The sequence below is a fragment of the Bradyrhizobium sp. SK17 genome (assembly GCF_002831585.1).
In the GTDB taxonomy this organism is placed as follows: domain Bacteria; phylum Pseudomonadota; class Alphaproteobacteria; order Rhizobiales; family Xanthobacteraceae; genus Bradyrhizobium.
Window position 1 is genome coordinate 4,061,128 of record NZ_CP025113.1, and the last position, 26,709, is coordinate 4,087,836.

Consider the following 26,709-nt stretch of genomic DNA (forward strand, 5'->3'; position numbering starts at 1 on the left):
ACCGGCGCCTCACGCCGCGTCGCCGAGCAGCACCTCTCTGACCTCGTCGGAGAACAGCTTCTTCCGCCCTGCGACCAGAAGCCATTCCGGATCGTCGCGATCCGGAATTCCATGCGGCATGCCGTGATCGAGCAGCGCCTGCGCGCAGCCCGCCCAGTCGCCGTCCTCGACCGGTTCGTTGCAGGATGCCCACGACAATGAACCGGAGGCGTTATCGCCGAAGCCGTGCTGCTCGGTCCATTGCGCGCCATGCTCGAGCAGGAAGCGTGTCAGTCCGGCATTGCCGCGGAAAACCGCGTGATTGAGCGCGGAGGCGTCCCAGTCGCCGGCGCGCACCGCGATGGGCCAGCCGAGTTCGACCATCAGCCGCACCGCGTCGTCGGCTCCTGCCGCCGCGAGTTCGGGCAGCAGGCGCAATTGCTGCGGCGACAGTGTGGCCGGAAGGTCGGGTCGGGCGGCCCGGATCTGCCGTGCTTCCCTTTCATTGCCGCTCGTACAGGCGGCGACAAACAGCTCGTCGTCGGTGAGTGGTTCGGCGCCAGCGCGTTCGCGCAGCAACTCGGCGACCTCGCTCAGGCCGAACTGTAGCGCGTAGCGGTACGCGCTGACACCATTGGGAGTCGCCGCGTGCGGGTCGGCGCCGGCGTCAAGCAGCATCGCGATACATCGGCGGGATCGTCGCCGCCGAATGGCCCACATCAGCGGTGAGCCGGAATCGCTCGTGGGGGCGTTGCGGGCAGGCTCGTTCGGATTGCCGCCGTGTTGCAGCAGGAGCGCGAGCGCAGCCACGTTCTCGGTGTCGAGCACCTTGTACATCGCATAGGCCTCGGGAATCCGCGCGCCGTGTTCGAGCAGAATGCCCGTCGTCACGAAGGCGTCCAGCGAGTGATACAGCGACTCTCCGTCGTTCGGATCGCCGCCGGCCTCGAGCAACAGTCTGGTCAGTTCGAGATCGTGGTTCTGGCCGGCGGCGCCATAGAGCGCCGACAGCGGATTGCTGTCGTCGGGTGCCGCGAGCGTGCCGGGCGGCCAGCGGCTGCCGATCCTCTGGTTGGGATCGGCACCAGCCTGCAGCAGCAGGCGGGCGCAGCGAAGCAGCCGCGGCTGGAACCCGGGAAGCTGCAGCAGGCTGGAATGCGCGACCGCGACCAGCGGCGGCAATCGCAGCGGTCCGCCGGCGCGATTGACCCAGGCAGGATCGTTGGCCGCCGCCTGTTGAACCGCTGCTTCGTCGCCCACGGCGCAGGCGAGGTAGGGATCGCCGGCGACGAGGCCGGGATCCTCGGCGAGCATGCGTGCGGCCACGCGCGGGTGGGCGCGATTCGAGCCGCCGTCGATATCGCTGGCGTAGACGAGCTGGAGCCAGCGCCGCACGCGATCGGCCTTGCTCTTGCCCGGCGGCAATTGCGCCTCGACATAGCGCCGCAGGTTGGGCCAGGAGGCAAAGCCAAGATCGCGCGCGATGCAGGACTGCGCGTCGTGGAGCCGGAGATTGAGCGCGATGATGTCAGCGTCGCTGCGCCCGGACGCCGACGGCAGCGATCGACGGAATCGGGAAAGTGCCTCCGGGGCTTGCCGCCGGTAAAGACGGATCAGCTCCTTGGCCTGCTTCTTCAGATGTTCGAGATTCAATCGCGCGGGCGATCGGTCCATGAAAACCTCCGTGCATCAATGGCCGATGGTCCACAAAACCGGCTGCACAAAGGCTTGATTTGCCGCATCAATGTTGCAAGTGGGTTCGACCCTTTCCGTGGACCCGGGCGCGGCTTGCACCGCGACGTGAAGGATATGGGCGGTTGGCGTGACGGTCAACCCGCCAGCGTCGGCCGCATCTGTGACAATTGGACGGGCCGCCGTCGCTGGCCTATAGGTCGCGCATGCGATTGAAAACCAGCATTTGGGTCGCGGCCTATCTGCGCCGCTGCCAGACCGAAGGCGTCTTTGGCGCGATCCGCAAGAAGGGCGCCGAGGAGGCCGGGGCGGTATTCGTCAAGGTCGCGCTGATGGATGGCAATGCGATGCTGTATACGCCGGCGCCGCAGACGGTCTACGACGACAGCCGTCCGGCCGAGCGGCTGTTCGTGCCGACTGCGCCGCAGCCGGTGCCCGAGCCTTCGGTCGAAGAGCGCTTGACCAAGGAATTGCGCTTCGATCCCGACGCCTGGATCGTCGAGACCGAGGATCGCGCCGGACGGCACTTCCTCGATCTGGCGAAGAGCTAACTTCCAGACTTCTGATTGCGGATCGCCGGCGTGCTGCCGGGCTGTACGGCCGGTCGCGCCTGCGTCGGTGCGGCTCGCACGCGATGGCGCTCGTCATCATAGAGCGACGAGCGATATTTGGCGCGGGCCACCGCCATGGTCGAGCCGCGCCATGCCGCCAACATCACCAGCGCGGAGCGCTCGCTGAGCCGATCGTACAGCCGCGACAACCGGTAGACATAGTTGACCGACGAGCCGGCTTCCGGATTGAGGAACATCAGGATGCGCTGGAACGCTGCGCTCGACATTTCAAGCGCCCGCATCGCGCAGGCGAGCGGCTCCCCGCCGGGATCGTTGACCACCTCGGCGGCGATCCGCGACGGCAGGATCAACGCCTCGCCGAGCTCGAGCGTGAAATTGTCGATGTCCTCGGCGAACGCCGCCATCTCCAGGATATGGATCGCGCGCGCGGCGCGTGCGGCCGGAATCCTTGCCGCGGCCTTCAGCCGCGTCTCCTGCAGATTATGCAGGATCTGCGCGCGCTCCTTGGCGTTGGCGGCAAAGAACATGTCGGAGATTTCGGCGGCATCGGTCGGCCGCATCGCAAGGCTCGCCGCCATCCGCAACTCGGCTTCGGTCGGGATCCTGGCGGGCTGCGTCGACGGCGCCGCCGCGGGAATTGCAGCAGCCGTCGGCACAGGCTGGTCGGGATCAACGCGTCGCAGGCCGAGCTTGTCCATGATCGCAGCGGGCGTCGCCGGATAGATCGCCAGCCGCGCGCGGACGGCAGCACGGGTCGCGTCATCGACCTCGTCGATCAGGCGCGACGTCAACTCGACGAACTGACGTTCTTCATCTTTGGAGTGCGCGCTCGCCTGCACATAGAGGTCGGTCAGGACACGCAGCAAAGTGGGGCGGATGTCGACGCCCTCACGGCGCGAGAGCGTCATCAGCCCATCGAAACCAGGAAATAGCGGAGCTGCGCTCATCTCGGGCGTACGCGACTTGCCAGTAAGATTCGGTTTGAAAAACCCTGTGGCAACGAGCCTACGCAGGCTGCTTTAAGAGGTGGTTAAGGAAAACAAGCCGTGAAGGCCTCTGCTCGAATTTGCGTGTCCCATAGGGCACAGCGCCAGATCCGTAACCGTCCGTATCGGCCGGTTAAGATGCCGTTAACCATACGCGTTCTTAACTCGGCGGGCGCGGGGCAAATCATGTCCGTGCGGGGCCAGAGAGAACGGAACATGGGCACCATCGTTGAGTTTCCGGCGGATGCGGCTGCGGGGCGGCCAAGCATGGCCGGCGCTGCCGGCGAAGGCATGGGAACCGTGCTGATCCTTCCCGTCGTGCGGATCGAACGAACGACCGAGGAGACCGGCGGTGGTCGCGGACCGGAGCAGGGGACTGCGCAGGGCCGCCGTCGCCGTCGCCGCTCCTGATCACGGACATCGTGCGATGCCGGAGCTTGCGCAACGGACCGCTGGTCGGCGGTCTCTTCCGGCGCTGATCCTGCTGCTGGCGGGCTCGGCGCTCGCAGGCTGTAGCGGCGGCGATTTCGGCCGCACCCGCGCCGATTTCCGCAACGACGACATGCATCGCTGGATGGGCGCGGAGGCGACCGGCAGCGTCGGCAAGAAGGCCTCGCAGTTCCAGCTCACCGAACAAGAACGTCAGCTGCGCGATCTCGCCTATCAGTTCATCGAGCCGCCGCTGTCGCGGCCGGCGTGGAAGAGCGTGTTCGGCGACTACCAGCCGCTGCCCGCGCCCTGGCGGCAGAAGGTGGTGTTCGATCGCACCGCCTATGGCCGCAATCTGATCGACGAGCCGCATCGTTCCTTCGCCTCGCGCTATTCGCTGCTGATCGACGAGGTGCGCGACGACATCACCCGGTTCGAGCCGTTCTTCGCCACCGCGATCCAGGTGATCGAGCTCGACCGCAAGCGCAATGCCAGCCTCAACGTGATCTCCGACCTGTCGCCGCGCGAGAAGGCCGATGCGGTGGCGCGGATGGAAGAGAACACGCTGATCGTGCAGTGGGTCCAGCAAAGCCTGGAGCGGCGGATCTCGTCCTATCGCTGGGCGCTGGAGCGGCTGGTGATCCAGGCGCCCGACGGCATGGCCGCCGACGCCGACCGCCAGATCAACGAGCTCGCCCGGCTCACCGCCAATGCGCCGCTGGTCTCCGCGCCGGTCGCGGGCCAGGCCGTGGTCTCGAAGGGCTAGGCGCGCTTCATTCTCTTTGTGGCCGACGTGACGCGGCGACTGCCCGGTTGTCGGGGCAGGCTCGCAATGAACTGCTTCAGCGCATCGGAGGGCGGCTGCGCCGATGGGTAGGCGAGGCCGACCTGGCGCGTGACATCGACATCGATCGCACGCATCGCGACGTCGGGATTGCCGCGCGCCACGCCTTCGGGAACGATCGCGACGCCGACCCCGGCCGCAACCAATGCCATCGCCCATTCCTCGGATTCCGCGATCGCCACCGGCCTGCGCCGCGGCGAGCTGCGCTTGAAGAACTCCTGCTGTTCGCAATGGCAGCGGTCGATCATCGGAACATCAGCGAAGTCAGCGGTACGAAGTCGATCCTTCAGGGTAAGGGGATGCGACGGCGGCAGTGCCGCGACGTAGCGCTCGCTCCATAGCGGGATGAAGTGCTCGACCGCGTTGATCATGGTCTTCGCGACGATCCGCGCGTCGGCCGTCTCGTTGGCGCCGACCAGCCGAAGCGCGAGATCGGCATTGCCGGTCAGCGGCTTCAGCAGGGCGATGGTCCGGGCCTGATCGAGCGTCCGCAACAGGCCGAGCGTCAATGCCTGCGTCGTCGCCGGCTTGCGGAACAGGTTTCGCGCCGCATCCGCCTCGTCGATGATCTTGCGGGCGATGCCGTGGAATTGCGCGGCGGACTCCGTCGGCGCCATCCCCTTCTTGTGCCGGATGAACAGCGTGGTGCCGAGCTCGGCCTCGAGGTTGGTGATCGCCGCCGAGATCGACGGCTGCGAGATGAAGCAGCGCTTCGCCGCGGCCGTCAGGTTGCGCTCGCGGTAAACCGCGGCGAAATAGCGGAGTTCGCGGATATCCATAGGCATATCCTATCGTAGAGATAGATAGACAATATTTTACCTATGGAGCGGCGAGTGGCAAGCCTGCACTGGTTTCAGCGGAGGACTGGTCATGCGCATCCACCATCTCAACACCGGCACCATGTGCCCGATCGGCAAGCGGCTCGTGAACGGCAGCGGCAGCATCTTCCAGCGCGGGCGGATGGTCTGTCACTGCCTGTTGGTCGAGAGCGATGACGGCCTCGTGCTGATCGACACCGGGATCGGGCTTGGCGACATCGCGGACCCGCCGCGGCTCGGCCGCAAATGGGTGCGGCGGACCACACCGCGGCTCGATCCGGCCGAGACCGCCGTCCGGCAGGTCAAGGCGCTCGGCTTCGCGCCCGACGACGTGCGCCATCTGCTGCTGACCCATCTCGATCGCGACCATGCCGGCGGCGTGCCGGACTTTCCGAAGGCCAAAGTGCATGTCCATCGCAGGGAATACGACATGGCGGTGACGCATCGGGTCGCGCCGCCCGTGGGGCGCTACGTCACGGCGCAGTGGCAGCACGGGCCGGACTGGACGTTCTACGGCGACGACGGCGAGGACTGGTTCGGTTTCAAGGGCGTGCGTGCGCTCGGCGATCGCGAGCCGGACATTCTGATGGTCCCGCTGCCCGGCCACACGCTGGGCCATTGCGGCATTGCGGTGCGCGACAGGGACGGATGGCTGCTGCACGCCGGTGATGCCTATTTCCACCACGCGCAGCTCGATGCAACGCCGCGGATCCCGCTGGTGCTCGGCCTGTTCCAGCGCCGCGCCGACATGGATCGCGCGACGCGGATCCAGAACCAGGAGCGGCTGCGGCAATTGAAGGCGGCGCATGGCGCCGAGGTCACGATCGTCAACAGCCACGATCCCGTCGACTACGAGACCTGCCGCTGCGGCCGGCACGCGCTCGCAGCGAGTTAGCTAGCGCTTCCGTGCCGCGGGCGGCGGGGCTGGCGCAGGCAAAGGAGGCGGTGTCGCGTCCGGCTTGGCGGCGATGGGCTCGGCCTGCACCTTGCACGACGACGCCGCAAGCGAGGCCTGCGCTTGCGGCATCAGCCCGGGCTCCGGCGCCAGCGCCTTTAGGAGGATCAGGCCGGTCTCGGTCGGCGAGTCGATGATCAGCCGGTCGGCGGCGGTGACGTCCTCGTCCTCCGGCAGCTCGTTGTGCTGGGCTTCCGTCATCAGGTCGAGCTCGATTACCTTCTTGCCGGCGGAGCGGTCGTTGATCGCGTAATAGGCGACCTCGTTGCGGGTGTAGAACGACACCGACGTATAGGCCTGGCTGACCGGCACGGTGAGCTTGAGCGGCCCGGTGGAGAGATCGTAGCGGCAGATCGCCACCGCGAAGGCCGGATCCATCAGCGGCATCGGAGCATGGCTCGGGTCGGCCAGCGGCAACTGCGTCACCTCGTTCAGCTTGGTCACCGGCGTCAGCCGCGAATAGGCGTCCTGCGAGGCGATGCGCGGCAGCGCCAGCACGCTGACGAGGTGCACCACGCCGCCGAGCAGCACACCTGCGAGGATGGTGAACAGCACGCGGATCATGGGCAGCCTGTCGTCGTGATCGCGGGCATCGGCGCGTCGCGCTGGGTGCGGGTCGCGACCCCGACCGGCGTGTCGTAGAGCCGCAGCATCAGCGCGTAGCGCTCGATGCCGCCGGTCGGCAGCCAGTTGCCGGCGCGCGAGCGCGAAGCGATGTGGATCTCGAAGGTGCCGTCGGAGGCGCGCATGATCTCCTGGCTGGTGAAGCCGTAGCGTTGCAGCGAATTCGCCACCAGGTGGCCCTTGCGATCGAACAGCGTCAGCGTCCAGAACCGCGCCGCCGGCGTCACGCCGCTGACCACGATGTCGCAGCGGCCGTCGAGTGGCTTGTTCTTGTCGTCAGTGGTCGCCGAGAACGCGATGCCGTCGCCGGTGCCGATCGGCAGCTCGCCGCTGCGCGCGATGGTGGCGCGCGAATAGGGATCGACGTCGGAGGTGCCGTTCTTCGGCCGCGCCGTCCAGGCGCCGATCTTCAGCGTGCCGAGATCGGTGCCGCGCGTCGCCGTCGCGTAGGTCAGGCCGAGGCCGACGGCGGTGGCGATGATGAGGGCCAGCAGGGTTGAGAGGAGGAGCCGCACGTCAGTTCTTGCGTGGCGCAGCCGTTGTCGCGCCGTCCGGCCCGGCCGCGGCAACGTAGTTTTCGGGGAACGCCAGCGCGCTCGAGGATTCCGGCTTGCCGGCTTTCGACGGTTCGTTCAGCGTGGCCTTGCCGGTGGACTTGTCGTTGCTCCGCGCGGCGTCGTCGAGCAGCTTCTCGACCCGCACCAGGATGTCGGCACCGCGCTTGGTCAGCACCGGCGGCGGGCCCGGCTTGGTCTCCAGGACGCGTGGCCCCGCGTTGGCCTGGGCATTGGCCTGCGCCGGCTGTGGCGGCAGCTTCTGGCCCATGCCGACCCCGTTGAGCTCGCGCACTTCCACGCCTTGATGCGCGGCCACCATGATGTCGTGCCAGGTCTGCGCCGGCAGCGAGCCGCCGGTCATGCGGTTGGTCGGCGAATAGTCGTCATTGCCGTACCACACCGCGCAGGTGAAGTTGCCGGTGTAGCCGACGAACCAGGCGTCGCGATAGGCGTTGGTGGTGCCGGTCTTGCCCGCGGTCGGAATGCCGTCGAGCGCGGCGCGGCGCGCGGTGCCTTCGCTGACCACGTGGCTCATCATGCCGGCCATGTCGGCGGCGATGTTCGGCGGGATGGCTTGCCGCGGCTTCGGGCCGTCGCGGTCCCAGCGCCACACCAGATCGCCGGCACCGGTGCGCACCTCGAGCACCGAATGCGGCGTCACCGCCTTGCCGCGGTTCGGGAACGTCGCATAGGCCACCGCATGCTCCAGCACCGTGACTTCGTCGGAGCCGATCGGCATCGACGGCGTATCGGGTAGCGGCGCCGTGAGGCCGAAGCGCCGCGCGACCTCGAGGATCTTGGCGCGGCCCGCTTTCGGTCCTTCCTTGCCGCCGAGCATGATCGAGAGCTTCACCGGCACCACGTTGATCGAGCGGGTGATCGCCTGGGTCAGCGTGACCTGACCCGAATAGGAATGGCCATAGTTCTGCGGGCACCAATTGCCGATGCAGACCGGGCCGTCGACGATCTTGGAGTTCGGCGTGAAGCCGTTCAGCAGCGCCGTGGTGTAGACATAGGGCTTGAACGACGAGCCGGGCTGCCGATAGGCGTCGGTGGCGCGGTTGAACTGGCTCGAGCCGTAATCGCGGCCGCCGACCATGGCGCGGATGCCGCCGTCGAGATCGGACACCACGGTTGCCGCCTGCGTCGCGTGATAGTCGCGGCCGAACTGGCGGAGCTGGTTCTCGATCGCTTCCTCGGCCGCGTGCTGCACGTTCATGTCGATCGCGGTGCGGACCACGAAGACGCGCTCGGTGTAGGATTTCGGGAAGGTGTCGACCAGCTTGCGCATCTCGTCGAAGGCGTAGTCGAGATAGTAGTTCGGCGAGTTCTCGTCGCGCCGGTCGACCGCGACCGCCGGGTTGCGGCGGGCGCCGAACACCTGGCCCTCGGTCATGAAGCCGGCGTCGACCAGATTGTCGAGCACGACATTGGCGCGGGCACGCGCGGCGGGCAGGTTGATGTGCGGGGCGTATTTGGTCGGCGCCTTGAACAGGCCGGCGAGCATCGCGGCTTCCGCGAGGTTCACGTCGCGCACCGACTTGTTGAAGTAGAAATGAGCGGCGCCGTCGACGCCGAACGTGCCGCCGCCCATATAGGCGCGGTCGAGATAGAGCTTCAGGATCTCGTTCTTGGTCAGCCGCGTCTCGAGCCAGATCGCGAGGAAGGCTTCCTTCACCTTGCGCTCGATGGTGCGCTCATTGTTCAGGAACAAATTCTTGGCGAGCTGCTGGGTGATCGACGAACCACCCTGGCGGACGCCGCCGGCCTGCGCGTTGGTGACCAGCGCGCGGGCGAGACCCGGAATGTCGATGCCGAAATGGTCATAGAAGCGGCGGTCTTCGGTCGCCAGCGTCGCCTTGATCAGATTGTCCGGGAAATCTTCAAGCGGGATCGAGTCATTATGCTTGATGCCGCGGCTGCCGATCGGGTTGCCGTAGCGGTCGAGGAAGGTGACCGCGAGGTCTGATTTCTTCAGCCAGTCCTCGTCGGCGGTCTCGCGGAAGGCCGGGATCGCCAGCGTCAGCATCAGGATCATCCCGCCGAGCCCGATGGTCGCGGCTTCCGACAGCGGCTCGATGAACACCCAGCGCTTCCAGCGGCCGACATAGAAGCGGTCCATGAAGGTGGAATAGCGCTCGTAGAGCTCGCGCAGGCCCTTGCCCGACGAGAACAGCGTCGAGTCGATACGCGCATCGAGGTCCAGGAAGAAGTTCCGGACCTTCTGTTTCCAATGCGACGGCATGATCTGAAGGACCGGACCCTTGATCAGTTCGACAGCGCTGCGGGCGCCCCAACCGGGCGCAGGTCAGCGTCTTGCTTCGATGTTGCGGCAATCCCAAGGCGCTTTTGCGTCGTTGGGGACTCGTTCCTCGTTCTAACCGAGCGGCTGCCATAAACCAATGGCGCGGCTTGTGAATTTAATGAAAGCCCTAACGCTGCCCACCGCCTTTTGCGACCCCGCATTCGCACCCCCTTGCGCACCCGCCGCCGGCATCCCAAGAAGAGTGGCACCGCCATTTCAGGAATAGCATGACCGCACCGCCCAAGCGCCCGTCGGGCCAGGAAGGATTCTTCTGGAAAACCAAGACGTTGGAACAGATGTCCAGCGCCGAATGGGAGAGCCTGTGTGACGGCTGCGCACGGTGCTGCCTGGAGAAGCTCGAGGACGAGGACACCGGCAAGATCTACTTCACCCATATCTCCTGCAAGCTGCTCGATTCCGGCCTGTGCGCCTGCAAGGACTATCCGAACCGCTCCGAGCAGGTCCCGGATTGCGTCCGCCTGACCCCGGAAAACGTCCGGACCTTGAACTGGCTGCCGCCGAGCTGCGGTTACCGGCTCGTCGCCGAGGGGCGGGACCTTTATTGGTGGCATCCCCTGATCTCGGGAGATCCCAACACGGTCCATGAGGCCGGCGTCTCGGTGCGCGGGCGGGTGGAGGGCACCGAGCTCGACGTCAACGACGCCGATCTCGAGGATCATATTGTGCGCTGGCCGGCCCTGCTGCCGAAGCGGGCACAATTGAAGAAGCGGCCGAAGCTCTCCAAGACGTGAAGATGACGTTGCCGCCGCCGTCGTCGGCCGGCCTGCAATCACGTCATCGCGAGAACATCGCCGTGGGATGCACCCATGCGCTGGGGTGCCTGCCTCAGCAGCGAATTGCTGCATAAATTGCGGGTCAGAGAATGATTCCCTCGCGGGACGCGCCCGCGCAGCAGCATTACGCCCCAAATGAACAAGTATGAACGGCAGAGCCGTTTTCCTGCCGACCAATCGACATTGCCTGACGAGATTGCCGAAGAGCTGTCCCACCTTCCGAGCGAGGTGATCGAACTCAGCGACGCGCCGCCGCTGGCGCCGCCGGCACCGCTCAATCCGGACGAAGTCCGCACCATCGTGATCAGCCTGATGCTGACGATGTTCCTGGCCGCGCTCGACCAGACCATCGTCGCAACCGCGTTGCCGACGATCGGGCGCCAGTTTCACGACGTCACCAATCTTTCCTGGGTGATCACGGCCTATCTGCTGGCGTCGACCGCGGTCGCGCCGGTGTTCGGCACGCTGAGCGACATCTATGGCCGCCGCGTCATGATCATCACCTCGCTCAGCCTGTTCGTGGTCGGCTCGGTGCTGTGCGCGATCGCGCCCAGCATGACCATGCTGATCATTGCCCGCGGCCTGCAAGGGCTCGGTGGCGGCGGCATCATGCCCGTGGTCCAGACCGTGATCTCCGACGTGGTCACCCCGCGCGAGCGTGGCCGCTACCAAGCCTATTTTTCCAGCGTCTGGATGGCCGGCGGCATTCTCGGCCCGGTGGTCGGCGGCGTGTTCGCCGAACATCTGCACTGGTCGATGATCTTCTGGATCAACCTGCCGCTCGCGGCCGCCGCGCTGGCACTGCTGCTGCCGAAGATGAAGAAGATCCCGGTGTTCCACCGCAAGCGCAAGGTCGACTGGCTCGGCGGCATCCTGCTGATGGCCTCGGCTGTCGTGCTGATGCTGGTGCTGACATGGGGCGGAACCCGCCTGTCCTGGCTGTCGCCGACCATCACCGCGATGATTGGTGCCTCGATCGCGCTCGCCGTCGCCTTCGTCTGGCACGCCCGCCGCGCCGACGAGCCGTTCCTGCCGCTGTCGCTGCTCGGCGGCTCGGTGGTGCCGTTCGCGATGGGCGCCGGCGGCTGCGCGCTCGGCGCCATGGTCGGGCTCACCGTGCATCTGCCGCTCTATTACGAGGTGGTCTATCACCTCACGGCCAGCGAGGCTGGCCTGGCGCTGATCCCGCTCGCGGCGATCTCGACCTGCGGCGCGGCGATCGCCGGCCGGACCATGGCGAAGGCCAAGCACTACAAGCGGGTCGCGATCGTCGGCACCTCGGTTGCTGCGATCTGCGCCGTCGGCATGGCAGTGACGACGCTGCCGCTGTGGGGCTTGCTGACCCTGATGAGCGTGTTCGCGCTCGGGCTCGGCACCACATTCCCGATCAGCGTGGTGTCGTTGCAGAACGCGGTGGCGCGACCGCAGGTCGGCACCGTGACCGGCGCGATGAACTTCTTCCGGGCGATGATGGCCTCCTTCACGGTCGCCGCCTTCACCACGATCCTGCTGATGACGCTGGGCACCGACATCTCGCTCGCCGGCGAGCATCACGCCGCGGCTGCCGGCAGCGTCAACGCGATTCCGATGGCCGACATGATCACCGCCTTCCGCTACGTGTTCGGCGCTGCCGCCGTGCTGCTGACCACCGCCGCGATCTGCATGATCACGATGGAAGAGCGACCGCTCGCCGGCCCTGCGACGCGGCCCGCGGTCGAGATGGCGGAGTAGGGCGGGCTTACGTCGCAGCGGAAGTTGCGGGCGAGGCCCGTCATCCGTGGTCCTGGCGAAAGCCAGGGGACCCTTAATCACCGCCTTCGGTGCTGAGCGGGACAGCGGCCCCGGCGTCGTGCAACAATTGAGATTTGGGGTAATGGGTCCTGGCTTTCGCCAGGACGACGGCGCACATGTTGCCCGGTCATGCAACTTGTTCGGTGTCGTCGCCTGGTCAAGCCGGGGGATGACAGCTTTGGTGGGGATGCAGTTTCGCGTCTCTCCGCGCGTCATTCCCGGTACGAAATTGCGTACCGGGAAATGACGCCATGAGAGATTTTCGCCCCCCGACTCTTATTCCCCGCTGCCTCATATTTATTCAGCCTGTCTGCTCCGACCCACTACTTTAGTTGTCGTCCATGCATGGCGATCCGCGCGCGGTTTCACTTGCTGCGCATTTTGTCGCAGCTATAGTCCCGCCCCAAGAGCTCGAAGCAGCCCAATAAAACGAGGAGTGAAACAGCGTGACAAGAACATCGCGACTGCCATTTCATGCGATGCAGCAATTCGCCGGAGCAGCCGCTTTGGGCCTTGTGGCGCTCGCGCCCAACGCGGCGCAGGCCGCCGACACCCTCAAGATCGGCGTGATCGCCGAGGCGCAGGCGATTGCCGGTGCATCGATCCCGCAGGCGGCCCAGATGGCCGCCGACGAGATCAACGCCAAGGGTGGCATCGACGGCCGCAAGATCGAGGTCATCAGCTACGACAACCATTCATCCTCGGCGGATTCGGTGCGTGCATTCCAGCGCGCCGTCAACGAGGACAAGGTCAACGTCGTCATCGCGAGCTACATCTCCGAGGTCGTGCTCGCGCTCGAGCCGTGGGCCTCGCGGCTGAAGACGCCGTTCGTCACGCCCGGCGCGGCCTCCAACGAGATCAGCAAGAGCGTTCATGCCGACTACGACAAGAACAAGTACACCTTCCACGGCTACCTGACCTCGGCGGCGCTGGCACTGTCGGTGTGCGATGCCGCCAAGGATCTGCTGGTCGATCAGAAGCACATGAAGACCGCGGTCATCATGAGCGAGGACGCGGCCTGGACCAAGCCGCTCGACGTCGGCTACGAGGAGTGCCTGCCGAAGATCGGGCTCAAGGTCGTCGACCATATCCGCTTCTCGCCCGACACCACCGACTTCACGCCGATCTTCAACAAGATCGAGGGCACCAAGCCCGACGTGATCATCACCGGCATCTCGCATGTCGGCGTGCAGCCGACGGTGCAGTGGAAGAACCAGCAGGTCCCGATCCCGATGTTCGGCATCTCCTCGCAGGCGACCAACGAGACCTTCGGCAAGGACACCAACGACGCGGCGGAAGGCGTGCTGTATCAGGGCGTGTCCGGTCCGAACGTCGCGGTGACGCCGAAGTCGGTGCCGTTCGCGGAGGGCTTCAAGAAGCGTTACGGCAATTATCCGTCCTATGCCGGCTATACCGCCTATGACGAGGTTTACTACATCGCCGATGCGGTGAAGCGCGCTGGCTCGGTCGATGCCGACAAGATGGTCGACGCGCTGGAGAAGACCGACTGGGAAGGCACCATCGGCCGCGTCCAGTTCTACGGCAAGGACGACCCGTTCACCCATTCGATCAAGTACGGCATGGGCCTGATCACGGGATTGATGCTGCAGTGGCAGGGCGGCAAGCAGGTCGCGGTCTGGCCGAAGGAGGTCGCCAAGAGCGACCTCAAATTCCCGAGCTTCGTCAAGGTCACCACGAACTGATTGAAGATCATGCTCCCGGGTCCTCCCGGGAGCATCGGTTTTTCGGTTCCGCGTCCTCCACAACAGGCAGCCAGCTGCCGCGGCCAATTTGAGATGCTTGCCTTACAAATCCTGATCGATGGCTTTGCCATCAGTGCGCTCTATGCACTCGGCGCGACCGGCTTCACCCTGATCTTCGGTGTCTCCGGCGTTCTCAATCTCTCCCACGGTGCCATCATGGTGGCCGCAGCGGTCGCGGCCTGGGCTGCGGCGAGCGTGCTGCACCTCGACATTTACACAGGCGCGCTGGTCGGCGTCGCGGTCGCGCTGGTCATGGCGTTCGCGACCTATTTCGCGGTCGTGAAGCCGATCCAGAACTCGAGGCGGATCCCCAACGAGGAGAAGGAAATCTTCGTCCTCACCGGCACCCTGCTGTGGGGCATCATGATCCAGGAACTGATCGCCTATTTCTTCACCAACAATGCCAAGACCGTGCTGCCGATCGTCGAGGGCGTCGTCGATATCTTCGGCAACCGCACCCCGCGCAACAACATCTTCACCGCGGTGGTCTGCTGTCTCGTGATCGGGCTGCTCTGGCTGCTGGTCAATCGCACGCGGACCGGCAAGGCGGTGCTCGCTGCCTCGATGAATCCGCGCGGCGTCACGCTGCTCGGCCTCGAGCTCACCCAGATCTATGTCGTGGTGTGGGGCATCTACGGCATCCTGGCCGGCATCGCTGGCGTGCTGCTCGGCATGTTCCTCGGCGTCAGCTCGTACAGTGTCGGGCCGCTGACCGCGAGCGCGTTCTCGATCGTGGTGCTCGGCGGTCTCGGCAGCGTTTCCGGCTCGCTGATCGCGGCCTTCGTGGTCGGCTACCTCGAGACCCTGACCGCCTATCTGGTCTCGCCCGCCTACCGCACCATTCCGGCGCTGCTGCTGCTGGTGCTCGTGATGTATCTGCGGCCGCAAGGCCTCTTGGGGAGGCGCTGAGATGGCCAAGTTCTTCACCTCGCGCCTGTTCTTCATTTCGCTGGTCTGCGTCGTGGTCGCCGCGACGCTGCCGTTCTACGTCTCGGGCTATATCCTCGGTCTGCTCACCGTCGCGTTCTATTTCGGCGTGTTCGCGATGGCCTGGGACCTGCTGTTCGGCTTCGCCGGCGAGGTCAATTTCGGCCCGACTTTCCTGATCGGCACCGGCGCCTATACCGCCGGCATCCTCAACGCCCAGTTCGGTTGGTCGGTCTATCTATGCATCCTGCTCGGCGCGCTGGCCTCCGTTGTCGCGGGTTTCGTGTTGGCGCTACCGGCGCTGCGGGTGAGGGGGCCGTATTTCGGCCTCACCACGCTGGTCGCGGTGCTGATGCTGCAGAATTTCATCGTGGTGTTTGCCGACCTCACCGGCGGCGAGATCGGGCTCACCATCCCTGACGTCATCACCATCAATGCCGGCGCCAATTACTGGATCGCGCTCGGCTTCATGACCATCAGCGCCGCGATCCTGTACGGGCTGTCGCAATCGCCGGTCGGTCTCGTGCTGCAAGCGAGCGGACAGGACCCGGTGCAGGCCGGCGCGCTCGGCTTCAACATCGTCAAGCACAAGCTCGCGGCCTTCATCGTCAGCGCGTTCTTCTCCGGATTGTCGGGCGCGCTGCTGGTGTTCTACTTCGGCACCGCCTCGGTCGGCACCGTGGTCGACGTCGCGGTCGGCGTCAACGTCATCGTCTCCGCCGTGCTCGGCGGCCGGCGCACGGTGCTGGGCGCGGCGCTCGGCGCCATCTTCCTGATCGTGGCCGGCGAATTCCTGCGCCCGACCGGCGAGCTTGCGACCTTCATCGTCTCGGCGGTGGCGCTGCTCGTCGTGCTGTTCTTCCCCGGCGGTTTCCTCGGAGCGGCCCTGTCACGCGAGGCGCGCTCCTAAATGGATCAGACCGTGACCACTGCAACGCTCACCGTCCGCGGATTGACCAAGAGATTCGGCGGCCTGACCGCGGTGAAGAACCTGAGCTTCGAGCTGCATCCCGGCGAGATCCTCGGCCTGATCGGGCCCAACGGCTCGGGCAAGTCGACCGCGATGAAGAGCGTGATGGGCATCGAGCGCCCGACCGCCGGCGAGGTGCTGTTCGAGGGCGAGAATGTCGCCGGCCTGCCCGCGCACAAGATCGCGCGCAAGGGCTTCGGCATGGTGTTCCAGCATTCGCGGCCGCTGAACCGGCAGACCGTGCTGGAGAACATCATGGTCGCGCTGCTGCCCGACAGCCTGTTCATGCTGTTTCCCGACAAGGCGCTGACCGAGCGCGCCAAATGGATCGCCGATCGCGTCGGGCTCGGCGCGGTGATGGACCGACGCCCACCGACGCTGCCATTCGCCGACCTGCGCCGGCTCGAGCTCGCCAAGGCGATCGCGCGTGATCCAAAAGTCGTGCTGGTCGACGAGCCGTTCGCGGGCCTCACCAGCGCCGAGGTCGGTACCTTCTCGCAGCTGATCCGCAGCTTCCGCGATGAGGGCCGCGCGGTGATGCTGGTCGACCACAACGTCAAGAGCGTCGCAGCCCTGGTCGACCGCGTGCTCGCGATGTATCTCGGCGAGGAGATCACGACCGGCCGCGCCGAGGACGTGATGAAGAACGAGACCGTGCGGCGGGTCTACCTCGGCGGAGCGATCGAGACCCATGCGCGGCCTGAGACCTCGTTCAAGGACAAGGTGCCGCTGCTGCAAGTCGAGAATGTCAGCGTGTATTATGGCAAGGCGCAGGCGCTCGAGAACGTCTCGATCCACGTCCACGAGGGCGAGTTCGTTTCGGTCGTCGGGCTGAACGGCGCCGGCAAGACCACGCTGTTCAACACCATCTCCGGCTTCCTGCCCTACACCGGCGAGATCCTGCGCGGCGGCGAGAAGCTGCGCGGCACGGGGCCCGCGAAGATTGCCCGCTCCGGCCTGGTGCAATGTCCGGAATCGCGCGAATTGTTCGGCGAGATGACGGTGCGGGAAAATCTCGACCTCGGCGGCCAGCATCTCGACGATGCGGCGCGGGCCAAGCAGCTCGCCTGGCTGTTCGAGCTGTTCCCGATCCTGAAGGAGCGGCAGGGCCAGATGGCGCAGACGCTGTCCGGCGGCGAGCAGCAGATGCTGGCGATCGGCCGCGCACTGATGATGCAGCCGCAGATACTGATCCTGGACGAGCCGACGCTCGGGTTGGCGCCGGTTATCCTCGAATTGTTGTCGAAGGCGCTGGAGAAGCTGCGCCAGACCACCAAGATCACGGTGCTGCTCGGCGAGCAGAACGTGACCTTCGCGCTTCCGCATGCCGACCGCGTCTATGTCTTGGAGCACGCACGGATCGTCTGGGAAGGCGATCCTGGCCGGTTCGCCGCGGAGGCCGGCAAGGACTTTCTCTGACGTTCGACGATTGAAAAATAACAAAGCAAAGGGAGATGATGATGTCAGGATACTCAACCGCCGCCCGCGCGAGCCTGTTGGCCACTGCGCTCGGGCTCTGCCTCGCGGCGCCGGCCTATGCGCAGTCCAAGGACCCGATCAAGATCGGCGTGATCGCCGAGGTGCAGTCGATCGCGGGCGCGGCCACCCCGGGCGGCGCGCAGATCGCGGCCGACGAGATCAACGCCAAGGGCGGCGTGATGGGCCGCAAGATCGAGATCGTCACCTACGACAACAAGAGCTCGTCGGCCGATTCAGTGCGCGCGTTCCAGCGCGCGGTCAGCGAGGACAAGGTCTCGGCCGTGATCGCGAGCTATATCAGCGAGGTCGTGCTGGCGCTGGAGCCGTGGGCCTCGCGCCTGAAGATGCCGCTGATCACGCCCGGCGCCGCCTCGAACGAGATCACCAAGGCGGTTCACAACGACTATGAGAAGAACAAGTACACCTTCCATGGCTACCTGACCTCGGCCGCGCAGGCCCAGATCGTCTGCGACGCTGCCAAGGAGCTGCTCGTCGACAACCTCAAGTTCAAGTCGGCGGCGATCATGAGCGAGGACGCGGCCTGGACCAAGCCGCTCGACGCCGGCTATGAGGCCTGCCTGCCCAAGGCCGGCCTGAAGGTGGTTGAGCACATCCGCTTCTCGCCGGACACCACCGACTTCACGCCGATCTTCAACAAGATGGAAGCCGCCAAGCCCGACGTGATCGTCACCGGCATCTCCCATGTCGGCGTGCAGCCGACCGTGCAGTGGAAGAACCAGCAGGTGCCGATCCCGATGTTCGGCATCAGCGCGCAGGCGCTGAGCCCGTCGTTCTGGGGCGACACCAACGGTGCCGCTGAAGGCGTGCCCTCGCTTGCGGTGGCGACGCCGAATGTCGCGGTGACCCCGAAGACCAAGCCGTTCGCGGCAGCGTTCAAGGCGAAGTTTAACGTCGAGCCGGCCTACACCGGCTACACCGCCTATGACGAGGTCTACATCATCGCGGAAGCGATCCAGCGCGCCGGCTCGACCGATCCGGACAAGATGGTGGCCGAGCTCGAGAAGACCGACTTCGAGGGCACCATCGGCAAGATCCAGTTCTACGGCAAGAACGACGAGTTCACCCACGGCATCAAGTCCGGCCCGGGCACCGTCACCGGTCTCGTGTTCCAGTGGCAGAACGGCAAGCAGATCACGGTCTGGCCAAAGGCGATCGCGGAAGGCAAGCTGAAGTTTCCTGACTTTGTGAAGCTGTCGCAGTAAGCCGCTCTTCTTCGCCTCTCCCCGCACGCGGGGAGAGGCCGGAACGCATCGTTAGATGCGTTCCGGGTGAGAGGGAGGCTCCGCGAACGCTACTGCCGGCGAATGCGCGGTGAGAGCCCCTCACCCCAACCCTCTCCCCGTAAGAACGGGGCGAGGGGGCGCAGCGCCGATGCGGACGCGGGCTAGTCTCACGTCCCCGGCCGCGACACCTCGGTCTCCTTGCTGGTGATGAACTCCAGCAGCACCGGCACGCCCTCTTTGGTCTTCTGGATGCCGCGCTTGATCGCGGGGATGATGTCCTCGGGCTTGGTCACCCGCTCGCCATAGCCGCCGAAGGCCCGCGCCATCGCGGCGTAGTCGCCGGAGATGTCGGTCGAGCGATACTTCTCGGTCGAGATCGGCATCACCTTCAGTTCGATCGCCATCGAGAAATTGTTGAGCAGGATCGACATGATCGGAATCCGCTCGCGCACCGCGGTCTCGAAATCCATTCCCGTGAAGCCGATCGCGGCATCACCCCAGACGTTGATGCAGAGCTTGTCGGGTTTTGCCAGCTTGGCGCCCATCGCCAGCCCAAGGCCATAGCCGAGCTGGGTGGTCTTGCCCCAGCCGATATAGGACAGCGGCTCGACCGACTTCCAGAACGGCGACAGCTGGTCGCGCGGGCTGCCGGCGTCGTGGGTGATGATGGTGTTGTGGATGTCGACGGTGTGCTGCAAGTCCCACAGCACGCGGTAGGGATTGAGCGGCGCGTCGTTGTGGGTCAGCTTCGGCATCCATTTGGCGAGCCACTCCTTGTGCGAGGCGGCGATCTCCTCGGCGACCGCGCTGGCACTGCGGTCCGCAGTCACCGTTTTGCCGATCTCCTCGAGCAGCGCGTCGAGCACCAGGCCGGCGTCGCCGACCAGCCCGACCCTGGCCTCGACATCCTTGTTGATGTGGTTCGGGTCCAGCGTCGAATGGATGATGGTCTTGCCCTTCGGCATCGCGATGCCGAACGAAGTCTCGGTGAAGGAGCAGCCGATGCCGAAGATCACGTCGGCCTCGGCGAGGAATTTCGGCACCGCGCGCGGCACCGCGAGGCCGCCGGAGCCGAGCGATAGCGGATGCGTCTCCGGGAAGGACGATTTGCCGCCAAGGCTCGTGGTGACCGGGATTGCGAGCCGCTCGGCGAGGCGCTTCAGCTGCGGCCAGGCTTTTGCGTAATGCACGCCCTGGCCCGCATAAATCACCGGTCGCTTGGCGTTGACGAGCAGGGCGGCGGCTTCCTTGATGTGGACGGGGTCGGCGCCGTAACGTGTGCGCAGCACCGGCGTGTAGTTCAGCGGCTCCGGCACGTCCTCGTTCCACATGTCGGCGGGGATTTCGACGATGACAGGTCCGCCGCGGCCGTTCTTCAGTCTGGTGAAGGCGCGGCGGAAGATGTTGCAGACCTCGGCTGCGATGTTGATCGGCTCCGAGGACTTCGAGAACGCCTTCATCGCCTGGCTGGAGTTGAAGTTCGGGTCGATATTGGCGAGCCGGCGTGCATAGCCCATCGGCAGCACCAGGACGGGGACGGATTCGCCATAGCATTGCGCGACGCCGCCCATGGCGTTTTCGGCGCCTGGGCCGTGCTGCATGCAGAATGCGCCGATCTTCTCGCCCGAGGTGATGCGGGAGATCGCGTCGGCCATGTGCACGCCGATGCGCTCCTGGCGCACCATCACCGGGCGGATGTCGGCCGCGGCAGCGTACTCGATCAGGTGGTTGACCGGATAGCCCGTGAGGATCTCGATCCCCTCGCGCTTCATGATTTCCGCGATCGCGGTGCCGAGCTTCATGACGGTCACTCCCTCTGGATGCGGCCGGTTCGTTCCGGCCTCGTTGTCGCCTGTCCGATAAAGGAACAGGATTCCGCCGCCACGGTAAAGCGGCGCCGCGGCCGGATCAGGTAGTCCTGATATGCGTTTACGCCCAATCGCGGCGTCGCCCGCCGCTGCGCGGCGCAACCACGCCGGCAAAACTGGCAGGAAAATTGTGCGCAACCTTTAAGCGTTCGTTCATCCTTTCCATCAATGGGCCGTCAACCAATGAGGCCTAGTTTGACTGGCATATTGCTACGGCGCAGGACACCAAACCGCGAGCGCCGGACAGGAGCTTTTTCATGCGCGCGTTGCTGGCAAGATTTCTGCGTGATGAGGTCGGGGCGACGGCCATCGAATACGCCATCATCGCCGGCGGCATCAGCATCGTGATCGTCGCGGGTGTCAGGGGCATCGGCACCAGCGTCAGCGGCCAGTTCAACGCCGTCAGTTCCGCATTCAAGTAAACGCCGTCGGACACCAACTCAGTCGCCTGCGTCATCTCCGTTCAACGCGCGCAGCATCGCGATGCGCGCGAACATCAGCCAGCCTGCGCCGCGTTCAGCAGCGTTGATCAGATGCTCGACCGCGATCTGCCAGCGCGGCTCCTGCTGGGCATCTTCCGATAGCTTCATGATGTAGTCGGCAGCCTGCTGCAATGTCAGCAGCGTGCCGCCGCGATGCAGCGCGATCGGTTCATCAAACGGCGTCGACCAGGGCATCTCGGCAACCGAGGATCGGAATCATCGCGTGCCGCTTGTCGGGTCAGCCGGCCTTCTTGCGAGCCGCGCTGCCCTGCGCGCGGGCGGGCTTCTCGGCCTTCTTCGGCTCGGGCTTGGCGACTTCCTTGGGCTCGCGCTTGCCGCTGCCCGAGATCGGCAGCAGCATCTCGCGCTGACCCTCGATGCGCTTCTTCGGCTTCTTGCCTTTCGCCACCTTCGCTTCGGCCTTGGCAGGCGCGGCCTGCTTCTCGTTGGCGAGGCTCTTCTTCAGAGCATCCATCAGGTTGATGACGTTGCCGCTGGCCTTCGCCGCGGGCTTCGCGATCTTGATGCCGTTGCGCTTCTGGTTGATCAGGTCGATCAACGCCTGCTCGTAGCGATCCTCGAACTCCTCCGGATCGAACTCGGCGGACTTCTGCTCGACGATGTGCTTGGCGAGATCGAGCATATCCTTGGTGATCTTCACGTCCTGGATGTCGTCGAAATATTCCTTCTCGCTGCGCACCTCGTAGGGGTAGCGCAGCAGCGTGCCCATCAAGCCGTTGTCGAGCGGCTCGAGCGCGATGATGTGCTCGCGGTTGGTCAGCACCACGCGGCCGATCGCGACCTTGTCCATGCTGCGGATGGTCTCGCGGATCACCGCGAAGGCGTCGTGGCCGACCTTGCCGTCGGGCACGAGATAATAGGGGCGGATCAGATAGCGGCTGTCGATCTCGCTGCGCGGCACGAATTCGTCGATCTCGATGGTGCGGGTCGAATCCAGCGCGATGTCGTCGAGCTCTTCCTTGGTGACCTCGATATAGGTGTCGGTGTCGACCTTGTAGCCCTTCATGATGTCGTCGGCAGACACTTCCTCGCCGGTCTCCGCGTCGACCTTGGCGTATTTGATGCGGTGCCCGGTCTTGCGGTTGATCTGGTTGAAGGAGACCTTTTCGGTATCCGATGTCGCCGGGTACAGGGCAACCGGGCAGGTCACGAGCGAAAGGCGCAAAAAGCCCTTCCAGTTGGCGCGGGGGGCCATAGGGAAAACTCCGATTACGCAACCGACGGAACGGTCAAGGATAACACCGGGAACCCCAGTTTGAAACAACGCGGCCTGGTGAATTTGGCAACGGCGTTAACCGTAGCCTCGCCTTGCGCCGGTTTGGCGCGATGGGAGCGCGGGGCGGACGGGTCAACCGGCTCGGAACATCGCTCCGGATCATGCGTTGGCCCTCCGCGAAGAGGAGCAGCAATCGCCGGAATTACAGGCACTTGAGCAAAGAGGTCGCTATGGCAACGGAACGACACGGTCAGATCATTGAAACCCCGACCGAGGCGCGCCAGGCCGAGCCGGGACCTTCGGTTCTCGCGCTGCTGACAGCCTCGACGGGGCTCGCGTTCCTGATCCTGGGTGTCATCTGGTTCGCGTTTTTCCGCGTCTGATGCCAATATCGTTGATCGCCGCGCGAGAAGGCCCCCAATGTTAACCGAGGTGCCGCGCAACGGACCGCATCCGACACATCGGCCAGCCGCCTGAAGCCCGTCCGCGAGACATCCCGACGCAATAATGATGCGTGCGGTCGATCACGGTTGCAGTATTGCCGCGCGGCGCCTTGTGCCGCCATCGTCGATCCGGAAGATCGTGCCTTCGGACATTCCAGCGCATGGATCGCTGCAATCCCGGAAGTCAGATCCTGATGATGGCCGCGTCAAGTTTTCCCGAGCATTCGCGGAAAGCTTTCCGAGCGACGGCGCGGTTCGAGACCTCGCAAGATCTGTGATGTGCAGGGGCGAAGGGCCGCCTCGCGCCGCGTCACGAGATCATCGAAATTGATTGCTAGCTGATTTGAATCAGATCTGCTTTGAGCTTGAGATGTTCTATCGGCAAGAAGAAAAAACGTCGCTGTTGGCTCGCCTCAGGGAGAAAAGCGCTTCAGGCGTCTTCGTCGGGCTGACGGTGCTGGCGATGGCAGGGTGGATCTATCTTCTCAGCTCGATGTTCCTGAAATTCATGCTGTGGTGGTTTTCCTGAGGCGCGCCGCCGCGCGGGAAACTGCCGGTATTGGCGCTGATCATTGCTGCGCCGTTCGATTGCACAAAGATTCCAGCGGCTGAACATTGTTTCGGCGCCCTCCATCATGATGTTGTCACAACTCTGAATGTTAATAACATTCAGACTAACATGGGCAATCGTGATGCTTACTCCCGTTCTGATTCTCGCGGCGACGTTCGTCGCAGGCTTCTTCGCCGGTTTCGCCGCGCGCTCCTGGCGATCGCATCAGCGCCGGGCGCGCCATCGGGTCTACGCGCCCCACGTGGCGCCGCCGCCGGCCAATTCGTCCAGACGGGAACGGCCGGTCAGCGCGTTCGGCCATGTGCGCCGCGCCTTCTAGTTCGAGGGACGCAGGCGAGGGAACTTGGACAGCATGCGTGATCTCAGAGGGCAGTCGCCAAGGCGCTATGTCGCCGATGTCAGTGGTCGGCGGGTACTGGTCGGCCTTACGCTCGAAGAGACCTCGGAGTTCGAGGATCTCGACACTTCCCTTCCGACGTTGCACGGCCGGGACGAGCCGGGCGTCGGGCCGGTGACGCCAGTCGAGGGGCGATGGCTCGAGCTCTACGATAAGCACGACAAGGCCTGGATCAAATGGAAGGCCGATCTGAGGGCCGGGGAACAGGGCAATTCACCGTTTTTTAACTAAGACCGGGCGATTTTCGACCGATACTGCCTGATTGGGCCCGGACCGGATCCTGACCGATGTTTCAGCTGTTTTTGCGGGCTCGCGCGCATGACCTGATCAGGTCGCGGCGCGGCGGGGAAGGTTTCAAGGCGCGCTCGGCCGAGCGGGACGCCGAGACCGATCGTGCCCGGATCGGATCGATCATGGCGGCGATCGAAGCCGCGTTGCAGGCCGCCGAAAGCGAGCAATCCGGCCTCGGCCGCCGGGTCGATGATGTGCTGGCGCGTGCCGCGGTGACGCTCGGCAACGGCACCGACGAATATCTGGAACGCGAGGCGCTTGACAACTATCATCAAGACCTGTTTGACGCCGAAATATCCAACGGCCAGCGTCGGCTGAAGGAATTGGCGACCGAGATCGCGCACTTCAAGTTCATGAAAGCCGCGGTGCTGAGCCGTTTCCCGGACTACAAAGCTCCGGCGGCCGGCAACTGACGCGCCTTGCGGCGGGAACGCATAGGCCGCAGTGGCTCCCGGCGAACGGCGAAAGGTACGGGCAGGACGTGGTGATCGCAGGCAACCTACTCGTCACGGGCTGCGCCGGCTTTATCGGTTTTCACCTGACGGAGCAGCTGCTGCGGGCAGGGCAGCCGGTGATCGGCATCGACAATCTCAACGATTACTATGACCCGGCGCTGAAGCGCGCGCGCCTCGATCTGCTCAAGCAGCACCGCGGCTTCACATTTCTGGAACTCAATCTCGCCGATCGCGCCGGCATGAAGGCGCTGTTCGAGCGTTATCGCTTCGAGGTCGTGGTGCATCTCGCTGCGCAGGCCGGGGTGCGCTATTCCCTGCAGAACCCGCATGCCTATGCGGAGTCCAATCTGGAGGGCTTCCTCAACATCCTCGAAGGTTGCCGCCATACCGGGTGCCGACACCTGTTGTTTGCGTCCTCATCGTCGGTCTACGGCGCCAATACAAAGTTGCCGTTTTCGATCCACGACAATGTCGACCATCCGGTCAGCCTGTACGCCGCGACCAAGAAGGCCAACGAGCTGCTCGCGCATTCCTACAGCCACCTCTATCGCATCCCGACGACCGGGCTGCGCTTCTTTACCGTGTATGGGACCTGGTACCGGCCGGATATGGCGCTCTATGCGTTCGCCGACGCGATCACCAAGGGCAAGCCGATCCAGCTGTTCAACAACGGCAACATGCGGCGCGATTTCACGTACGTCGATGACGTGGTCGAGGCGATGGTGCGGCTGATCGGCCGCGCGCCCGCGGGGGACGGCAACTGGTCCGGAACTCATCCCGATCCCGGGTCGAGCAAGGCGCCCTGGCGGGTCTACAATATCGGCAACAGCAGGCCGGAAGAACTGATGCATGTGGTGGCGCTGCTCGAACAGGGCTTCGGCCGGAAGGCCGAAAAGCAGTTGCTGCCGATGCAACCTGGGGATGTTCCGGAGACGTCGGCCGATGTCTCCGATCTGGAGCGCGAAATCGGTTTTCGGCCGCAGACGCGGATCGAGGACGGTATTGCCAAATTCGTCGCCTGGTATCGGGCCTACCACGACGTCGACCGGATATAGCGCCTCGGCGGCAGTCGGCGCGTCACGATCTCATCTTCTTGTTCAAAGATGATCTCGCCGGGAAAATCGCCGCGAGAAAATCTGCGTCGGTTGCGGAACGGAGGCGCGCAATGAGAGTTATCGATGGTTTTGCTGCCGCTGCAACCATGATCCTCGTCGGCATTGCCATCGCGCCGGCGCACGCGATCAGCGCCCAGGCGGCGCGCGCCTGCGACGCCCTGGTCGCGAAGGCATTTCCGCCGCGACAGAAAGGCAATCCGGCGTCGGGCAGCGCGATCGGCAACGCAAAGGACCAGCGCGACTACTTCAACAGGTGTCTCGCCAATGGTGGCAAGGTCGACGACGACACGTCCACCAAAGTGAAATAGCGCGCGATCGCGACGCACGATCCGAATTAGAGATGCTTATGGCGGCACAGCGCCAGTATCCGTCACGATGCAAGAGCAGGGCATTGAGATCGAGAACGAGGCGCGAAGGCTTCGGTCCGTCGGCCGAGGCCGGGTCGTTTCGGCGACGCGCGTTGTGAACTAGAATAACATTGTCGGGTTTGGCCCCGATCGCGGCGATAACATCGTCCAGGATCGGACGCGCAGCGTTGAAACATTTCTCCGCGTCGTCCTATCAATCAGAATCGATCGGATCCGGCGCTGTTTCGCTATCTGTAACGGTTCGAAATATTTCCGATCAGTGCTGCAGACCATGTGTGTCGCCTCATCCATGCCGCTCGGTTCAACCTGTTATGCACGGGCGCGACCGATTGACTGCCCGCAGCAGATTTTGTGTCTGCACGCTGCGTTTGGTGGAATATCTGGTTCGGTCCTCGGACGCGCCGTCAAAGCGCATGCCATCGACGTGTCGACATTGCGATGACCGGCAGATGCTGCGGACGGCTTCGATGACGATGGCGGGATCAACGATCGCCGAATGATTTCATGCTCTTGGTCGCGTCTCGTGACCAGTCCGGCAGCGCTCATCCTTGCCGCGTGTCGCATCGTCGCCGCTTTCTCCGGTCGCGACGACACAATACAGCCATCGATTCAATGTTTCGCGATCAGGTTGTGGAACCTGATCGGGAAATTTTTTGTCGGAGCCGTGTTGGTCGCAAACCTGCCCCATTATTTCCTTTCCATGTGCGTGATCCGTCTCTGTCATCGAAACTTCAATCACATCGCTCATACCGT

Annotated in this window: 29 protein-coding genes; 19 read left to right on the forward strand and 10 right to left on the reverse strand. The window is 64.7% G+C overall.

The features are described 5' to 3' along the window. Positions 1-9: 9 nt before the first annotated feature. Positions 10-1,653 (reverse strand): ankyrin repeat domain-containing protein, encoded by a 1,644-nt coding sequence (locus tag CWS35_RS18625; RefSeq protein WP_100953026.1) that lies wholly within the window; start codon positions 1,651-1,653, stop codon positions 10-12. Positions 1,654-1,877: 224 nt separating this feature from the next. On the opposite strand from CWS35_RS18625, the gene CWS35_RS18630 reads away from it, so the two are divergent. Beyond that, entirely contained in the window at positions 1,878-2,222 is a 345-nt protein-coding gene (locus tag CWS35_RS18630; protein WP_024579521.1) for a DUF1491 family protein, read from the forward strand. On the opposite strand, the gene CWS35_RS18635 is transcribed toward CWS35_RS18630, so the two are convergent. Beyond that, positions 2,219-3,190 carry a DUF2336 domain-containing protein gene (locus CWS35_RS18635; protein WP_168226347.1) on the reverse strand — a complete coding sequence of 324 codons (972 nt, stop codon included), beginning with the start codon at positions 3,188-3,190 and terminating at the stop codon, positions 2,219-2,221. The genes CWS35_RS18630 and CWS35_RS18635 overlap by 4 nt on opposite strands. Positions 3,191-3,445: 255 nt before the next feature. On the opposite strand from CWS35_RS18635, the gene CWS35_RS18640 reads away from it, so the two are divergent. Both CWS35_RS18640 and CWS35_RS18645 read left to right on the forward strand, forming a co-directional pair. Next, positions 3,446-3,640, forward strand: a complete 195-nt coding sequence (locus tag CWS35_RS18640; RefSeq protein WP_100953028.1) for a hypothetical protein — start codon at positions 3,446-3,448, stop codon at positions 3,638-3,640. A 16-nt stretch (positions 3,641-3,656) separates the two neighbouring features. Continuing rightward, positions 3,657-4,424: a hypothetical protein gene (locus CWS35_RS18645; RefSeq protein WP_024579524.1), complete on the forward strand. Its 768-nt coding sequence runs from the start codon at positions 3,657-3,659 to the stop codon at positions 4,422-4,424. Here the strand turns inward: CWS35_RS18645 and CWS35_RS18650 are convergent. Next, complete coding sequence (locus tag CWS35_RS18650; RefSeq protein WP_100953030.1) at positions 4,421-5,281, reverse strand: LysR family transcriptional regulator; 861 nt, start codon at positions 5,279-5,281, stop codon at positions 4,421-4,423. The genes CWS35_RS18645 and CWS35_RS18650 overlap by 4 nt on opposite strands. Positions 5,282-5,372: 91 nt before the next feature. Between CWS35_RS18650 and CWS35_RS18655 the strand changes: the two genes are divergently transcribed. Then, positions 5,373-6,215: an MBL fold metallo-hydrolase gene (locus CWS35_RS18655; protein WP_024579526.1), complete on the forward strand. Its 843-nt coding sequence runs from the start codon at positions 5,373-5,375 to the stop codon at positions 6,213-6,215. Here CWS35_RS18655 and CWS35_RS18660 read toward each other — a convergent pair whose 3' ends face one another. The 3 genes from CWS35_RS18660 to CWS35_RS18670 are packed head-to-tail and all read right to left on the reverse strand — an operon-like array spanning position 6,216 to position 9,701. Then, positions 6,216-6,839, reverse strand: coding sequence for a DUF1254 domain-containing protein (locus tag CWS35_RS18660; protein WP_100953032.1), 624 nt, complete (start codon positions 6,837-6,839; stop codon positions 6,216-6,218). Next, positions 6,836-7,414, reverse strand: a complete 579-nt coding sequence (locus CWS35_RS18665) for a DUF1214 domain-containing protein (RefSeq protein ID WP_024579528.1) — start codon at positions 7,412-7,414, stop codon at positions 6,836-6,838. Before CWS35_RS18665 ends, CWS35_RS18660 begins: the two co-directional genes overlap by 4 nt. A 1-nt stretch (position 7,415) precedes the next feature. Next, complete coding sequence (locus tag CWS35_RS18670) at positions 7,416-9,701, reverse strand: transglycosylase domain-containing protein (protein WP_100953034.1); 2,286 nt, start codon at positions 9,699-9,701, stop codon at positions 7,416-7,418. Between the two features lie 287 nt (positions 9,702-9,988). On the opposite strand from CWS35_RS18670, the gene CWS35_RS18675 reads away from it, so the two are divergent. The 7 genes from CWS35_RS18675 to CWS35_RS18705 all read left to right on the forward strand — a co-directional run bounded on the left by CWS35_RS18675 (position 9,989) and on the right by CWS35_RS18705 (position 18,708). Next, positions 9,989-10,513 (forward strand): YcgN family cysteine cluster protein, encoded by a 525-nt coding sequence (locus CWS35_RS18675; protein ID WP_024579530.1) that lies wholly within the window; start codon positions 9,989-9,991, stop codon positions 10,511-10,513. Positions 10,514-10,690: 177 nt separating this feature from the next. Then, the gene (locus CWS35_RS18680) at positions 10,691-12,286 is read left to right on the forward strand and encodes an MDR family MFS transporter (protein ID WP_024579531.1); all 1,596 of its coding nucleotides are present in this window, start codon (positions 10,691-10,693) and stop codon (positions 12,284-12,286) included. A gap of 539 nt (positions 12,287-12,825) precedes the next feature. Beyond that, positions 12,826-14,049, forward strand: coding sequence for an ABC transporter substrate-binding protein (locus CWS35_RS18685; protein WP_100953036.1), 1,224 nt, complete (start codon positions 12,826-12,828; stop codon positions 14,047-14,049). A gap of 93 nt (positions 14,050-14,142) precedes the next feature. After that, complete coding sequence (locus CWS35_RS18690) at positions 14,143-15,018, forward strand: branched-chain amino acid ABC transporter permease (protein ID WP_100953038.1); 876 nt, start codon at positions 14,143-14,145, stop codon at positions 15,016-15,018. A 1-nt stretch (position 15,019) separates the two neighbouring features. Continuing rightward, positions 15,020-15,946, forward strand: coding sequence for a branched-chain amino acid ABC transporter permease (locus tag CWS35_RS18695; protein WP_024579534.1), 927 nt, complete (start codon positions 15,020-15,022; stop codon positions 15,944-15,946). Next, positions 15,947-17,425 (forward strand): ATP-binding cassette domain-containing protein, encoded by a 1,479-nt coding sequence (locus tag CWS35_RS18700; protein WP_024579535.1) that lies wholly within the window; start codon positions 15,947-15,949, stop codon positions 17,423-17,425. Positions 17,426-17,463: 38 nt separating this feature from the next. After that, complete coding sequence (locus CWS35_RS18705; protein ID WP_029878839.1) at positions 17,464-18,708, forward strand: ABC transporter substrate-binding protein; 1,245 nt, start codon at positions 17,464-17,466, stop codon at positions 18,706-18,708. A gap of 188 nt (positions 18,709-18,896) precedes the next feature. Here the strand turns inward: CWS35_RS18705 and CWS35_RS18710 are convergent, their stop codons facing one another. Continuing rightward, positions 18,897-20,735, reverse strand: coding sequence for a thiamine pyrophosphate-requiring protein (locus CWS35_RS18710; RefSeq protein WP_311538616.1), 1,839 nt, complete (start codon positions 20,733-20,735; stop codon positions 18,897-18,899). A gap of 119 nt (positions 20,736-20,854) precedes the next feature. Between CWS35_RS18710 and CWS35_RS18715 the strand changes: the two genes are divergently transcribed. Beyond that, positions 20,855-21,019 (forward strand): Flp family type IVb pilin, encoded by a 165-nt coding sequence (locus tag CWS35_RS18715; protein ID WP_024579538.1) that lies wholly within the window; start codon positions 20,855-20,857, stop codon positions 21,017-21,019. Between the two features lie 18 nt (positions 21,020-21,037). Here CWS35_RS18715 and CWS35_RS18720 read toward each other — a convergent pair whose 3' ends face one another. Further along, positions 21,038-21,274 carry a hypothetical protein gene (locus CWS35_RS18720; RefSeq protein ID WP_024579539.1) on the reverse strand — a complete coding sequence of 79 codons (237 nt, stop codon included), beginning with the start codon at positions 21,272-21,274 and terminating at the stop codon, positions 21,038-21,040. Positions 21,275-21,317: 43 nt separating this feature from the next. Further along, positions 21,318-22,295, reverse strand: a complete 978-nt coding sequence (locus CWS35_RS18725) for a Ku protein (RefSeq protein WP_100953041.1) — start codon at positions 22,293-22,295, stop codon at positions 21,318-21,320. A gap of 233 nt (positions 22,296-22,528) precedes the next feature. On the opposite strand from CWS35_RS18725, the gene CWS35_RS39040 reads away from it, so the two are divergent. The 7 genes from CWS35_RS39040 to CWS35_RS18755 all read left to right on the forward strand — a co-directional run bounded on the left by CWS35_RS39040 (position 22,529) and on the right by CWS35_RS18755 (position 25,896). After that, positions 22,529-22,699 carry a hypothetical protein gene (locus CWS35_RS39040; RefSeq protein ID WP_157817183.1) on the forward strand — a complete coding sequence of 57 codons (171 nt, stop codon included), beginning with the start codon at positions 22,529-22,531 and terminating at the stop codon, positions 22,697-22,699. 430 nt (positions 22,700-23,129) lie between these two features. Beyond that, entirely contained in the window at positions 23,130-23,288 is a 159-nt protein-coding gene (locus tag CWS35_RS39545) for a hypothetical protein (protein WP_168200218.1), read from the forward strand. 163 nt (positions 23,289-23,451) lie between these two features. Then, the gene (locus CWS35_RS18735) at positions 23,452-23,649 is read left to right on the forward strand and encodes a hypothetical protein (RefSeq protein ID WP_100953043.1); all 198 of its coding nucleotides are present in this window, start codon (positions 23,452-23,454) and stop codon (positions 23,647-23,649) included. A gap of 33 nt (positions 23,650-23,682) precedes the next feature. Beyond that, entirely contained in the window at positions 23,683-23,958 is a 276-nt protein-coding gene (locus CWS35_RS18740; RefSeq protein ID WP_100953045.1) for a hypothetical protein, read from the forward strand. A 56-nt stretch (positions 23,959-24,014) separates the two neighbouring features. Further along, positions 24,015-24,431: a hypothetical protein gene (locus tag CWS35_RS18745; RefSeq protein ID WP_024579544.1), complete on the forward strand. Its 417-nt coding sequence runs from the start codon at positions 24,015-24,017 to the stop codon at positions 24,429-24,431. A gap of 71 nt (positions 24,432-24,502) precedes the next feature. Next, complete coding sequence (locus CWS35_RS18750) at positions 24,503-25,528, forward strand: NAD-dependent epimerase (protein ID WP_371682793.1); 1,026 nt, start codon at positions 24,503-24,505, stop codon at positions 25,526-25,528. 38 nt (positions 25,529-25,566) lie between these two features. After that, a complete protein-coding gene (locus CWS35_RS18755) occupies positions 25,567-25,896 on the forward strand; it encodes a hypothetical protein (protein ID WP_245438561.1) in 330 nt (109 codons plus the stop codon). 562 nt (positions 25,897-26,458) lie between these two features. Here the strand turns inward: CWS35_RS18755 and CWS35_RS39045 are convergent. Continuing rightward, a complete protein-coding gene (locus CWS35_RS39045) occupies positions 26,459-26,704 on the reverse strand; it encodes a hypothetical protein (protein WP_157817184.1) in 246 nt (81 codons plus the stop codon). Positions 26,705-26,709 lie beyond the last annotated feature (5 nt).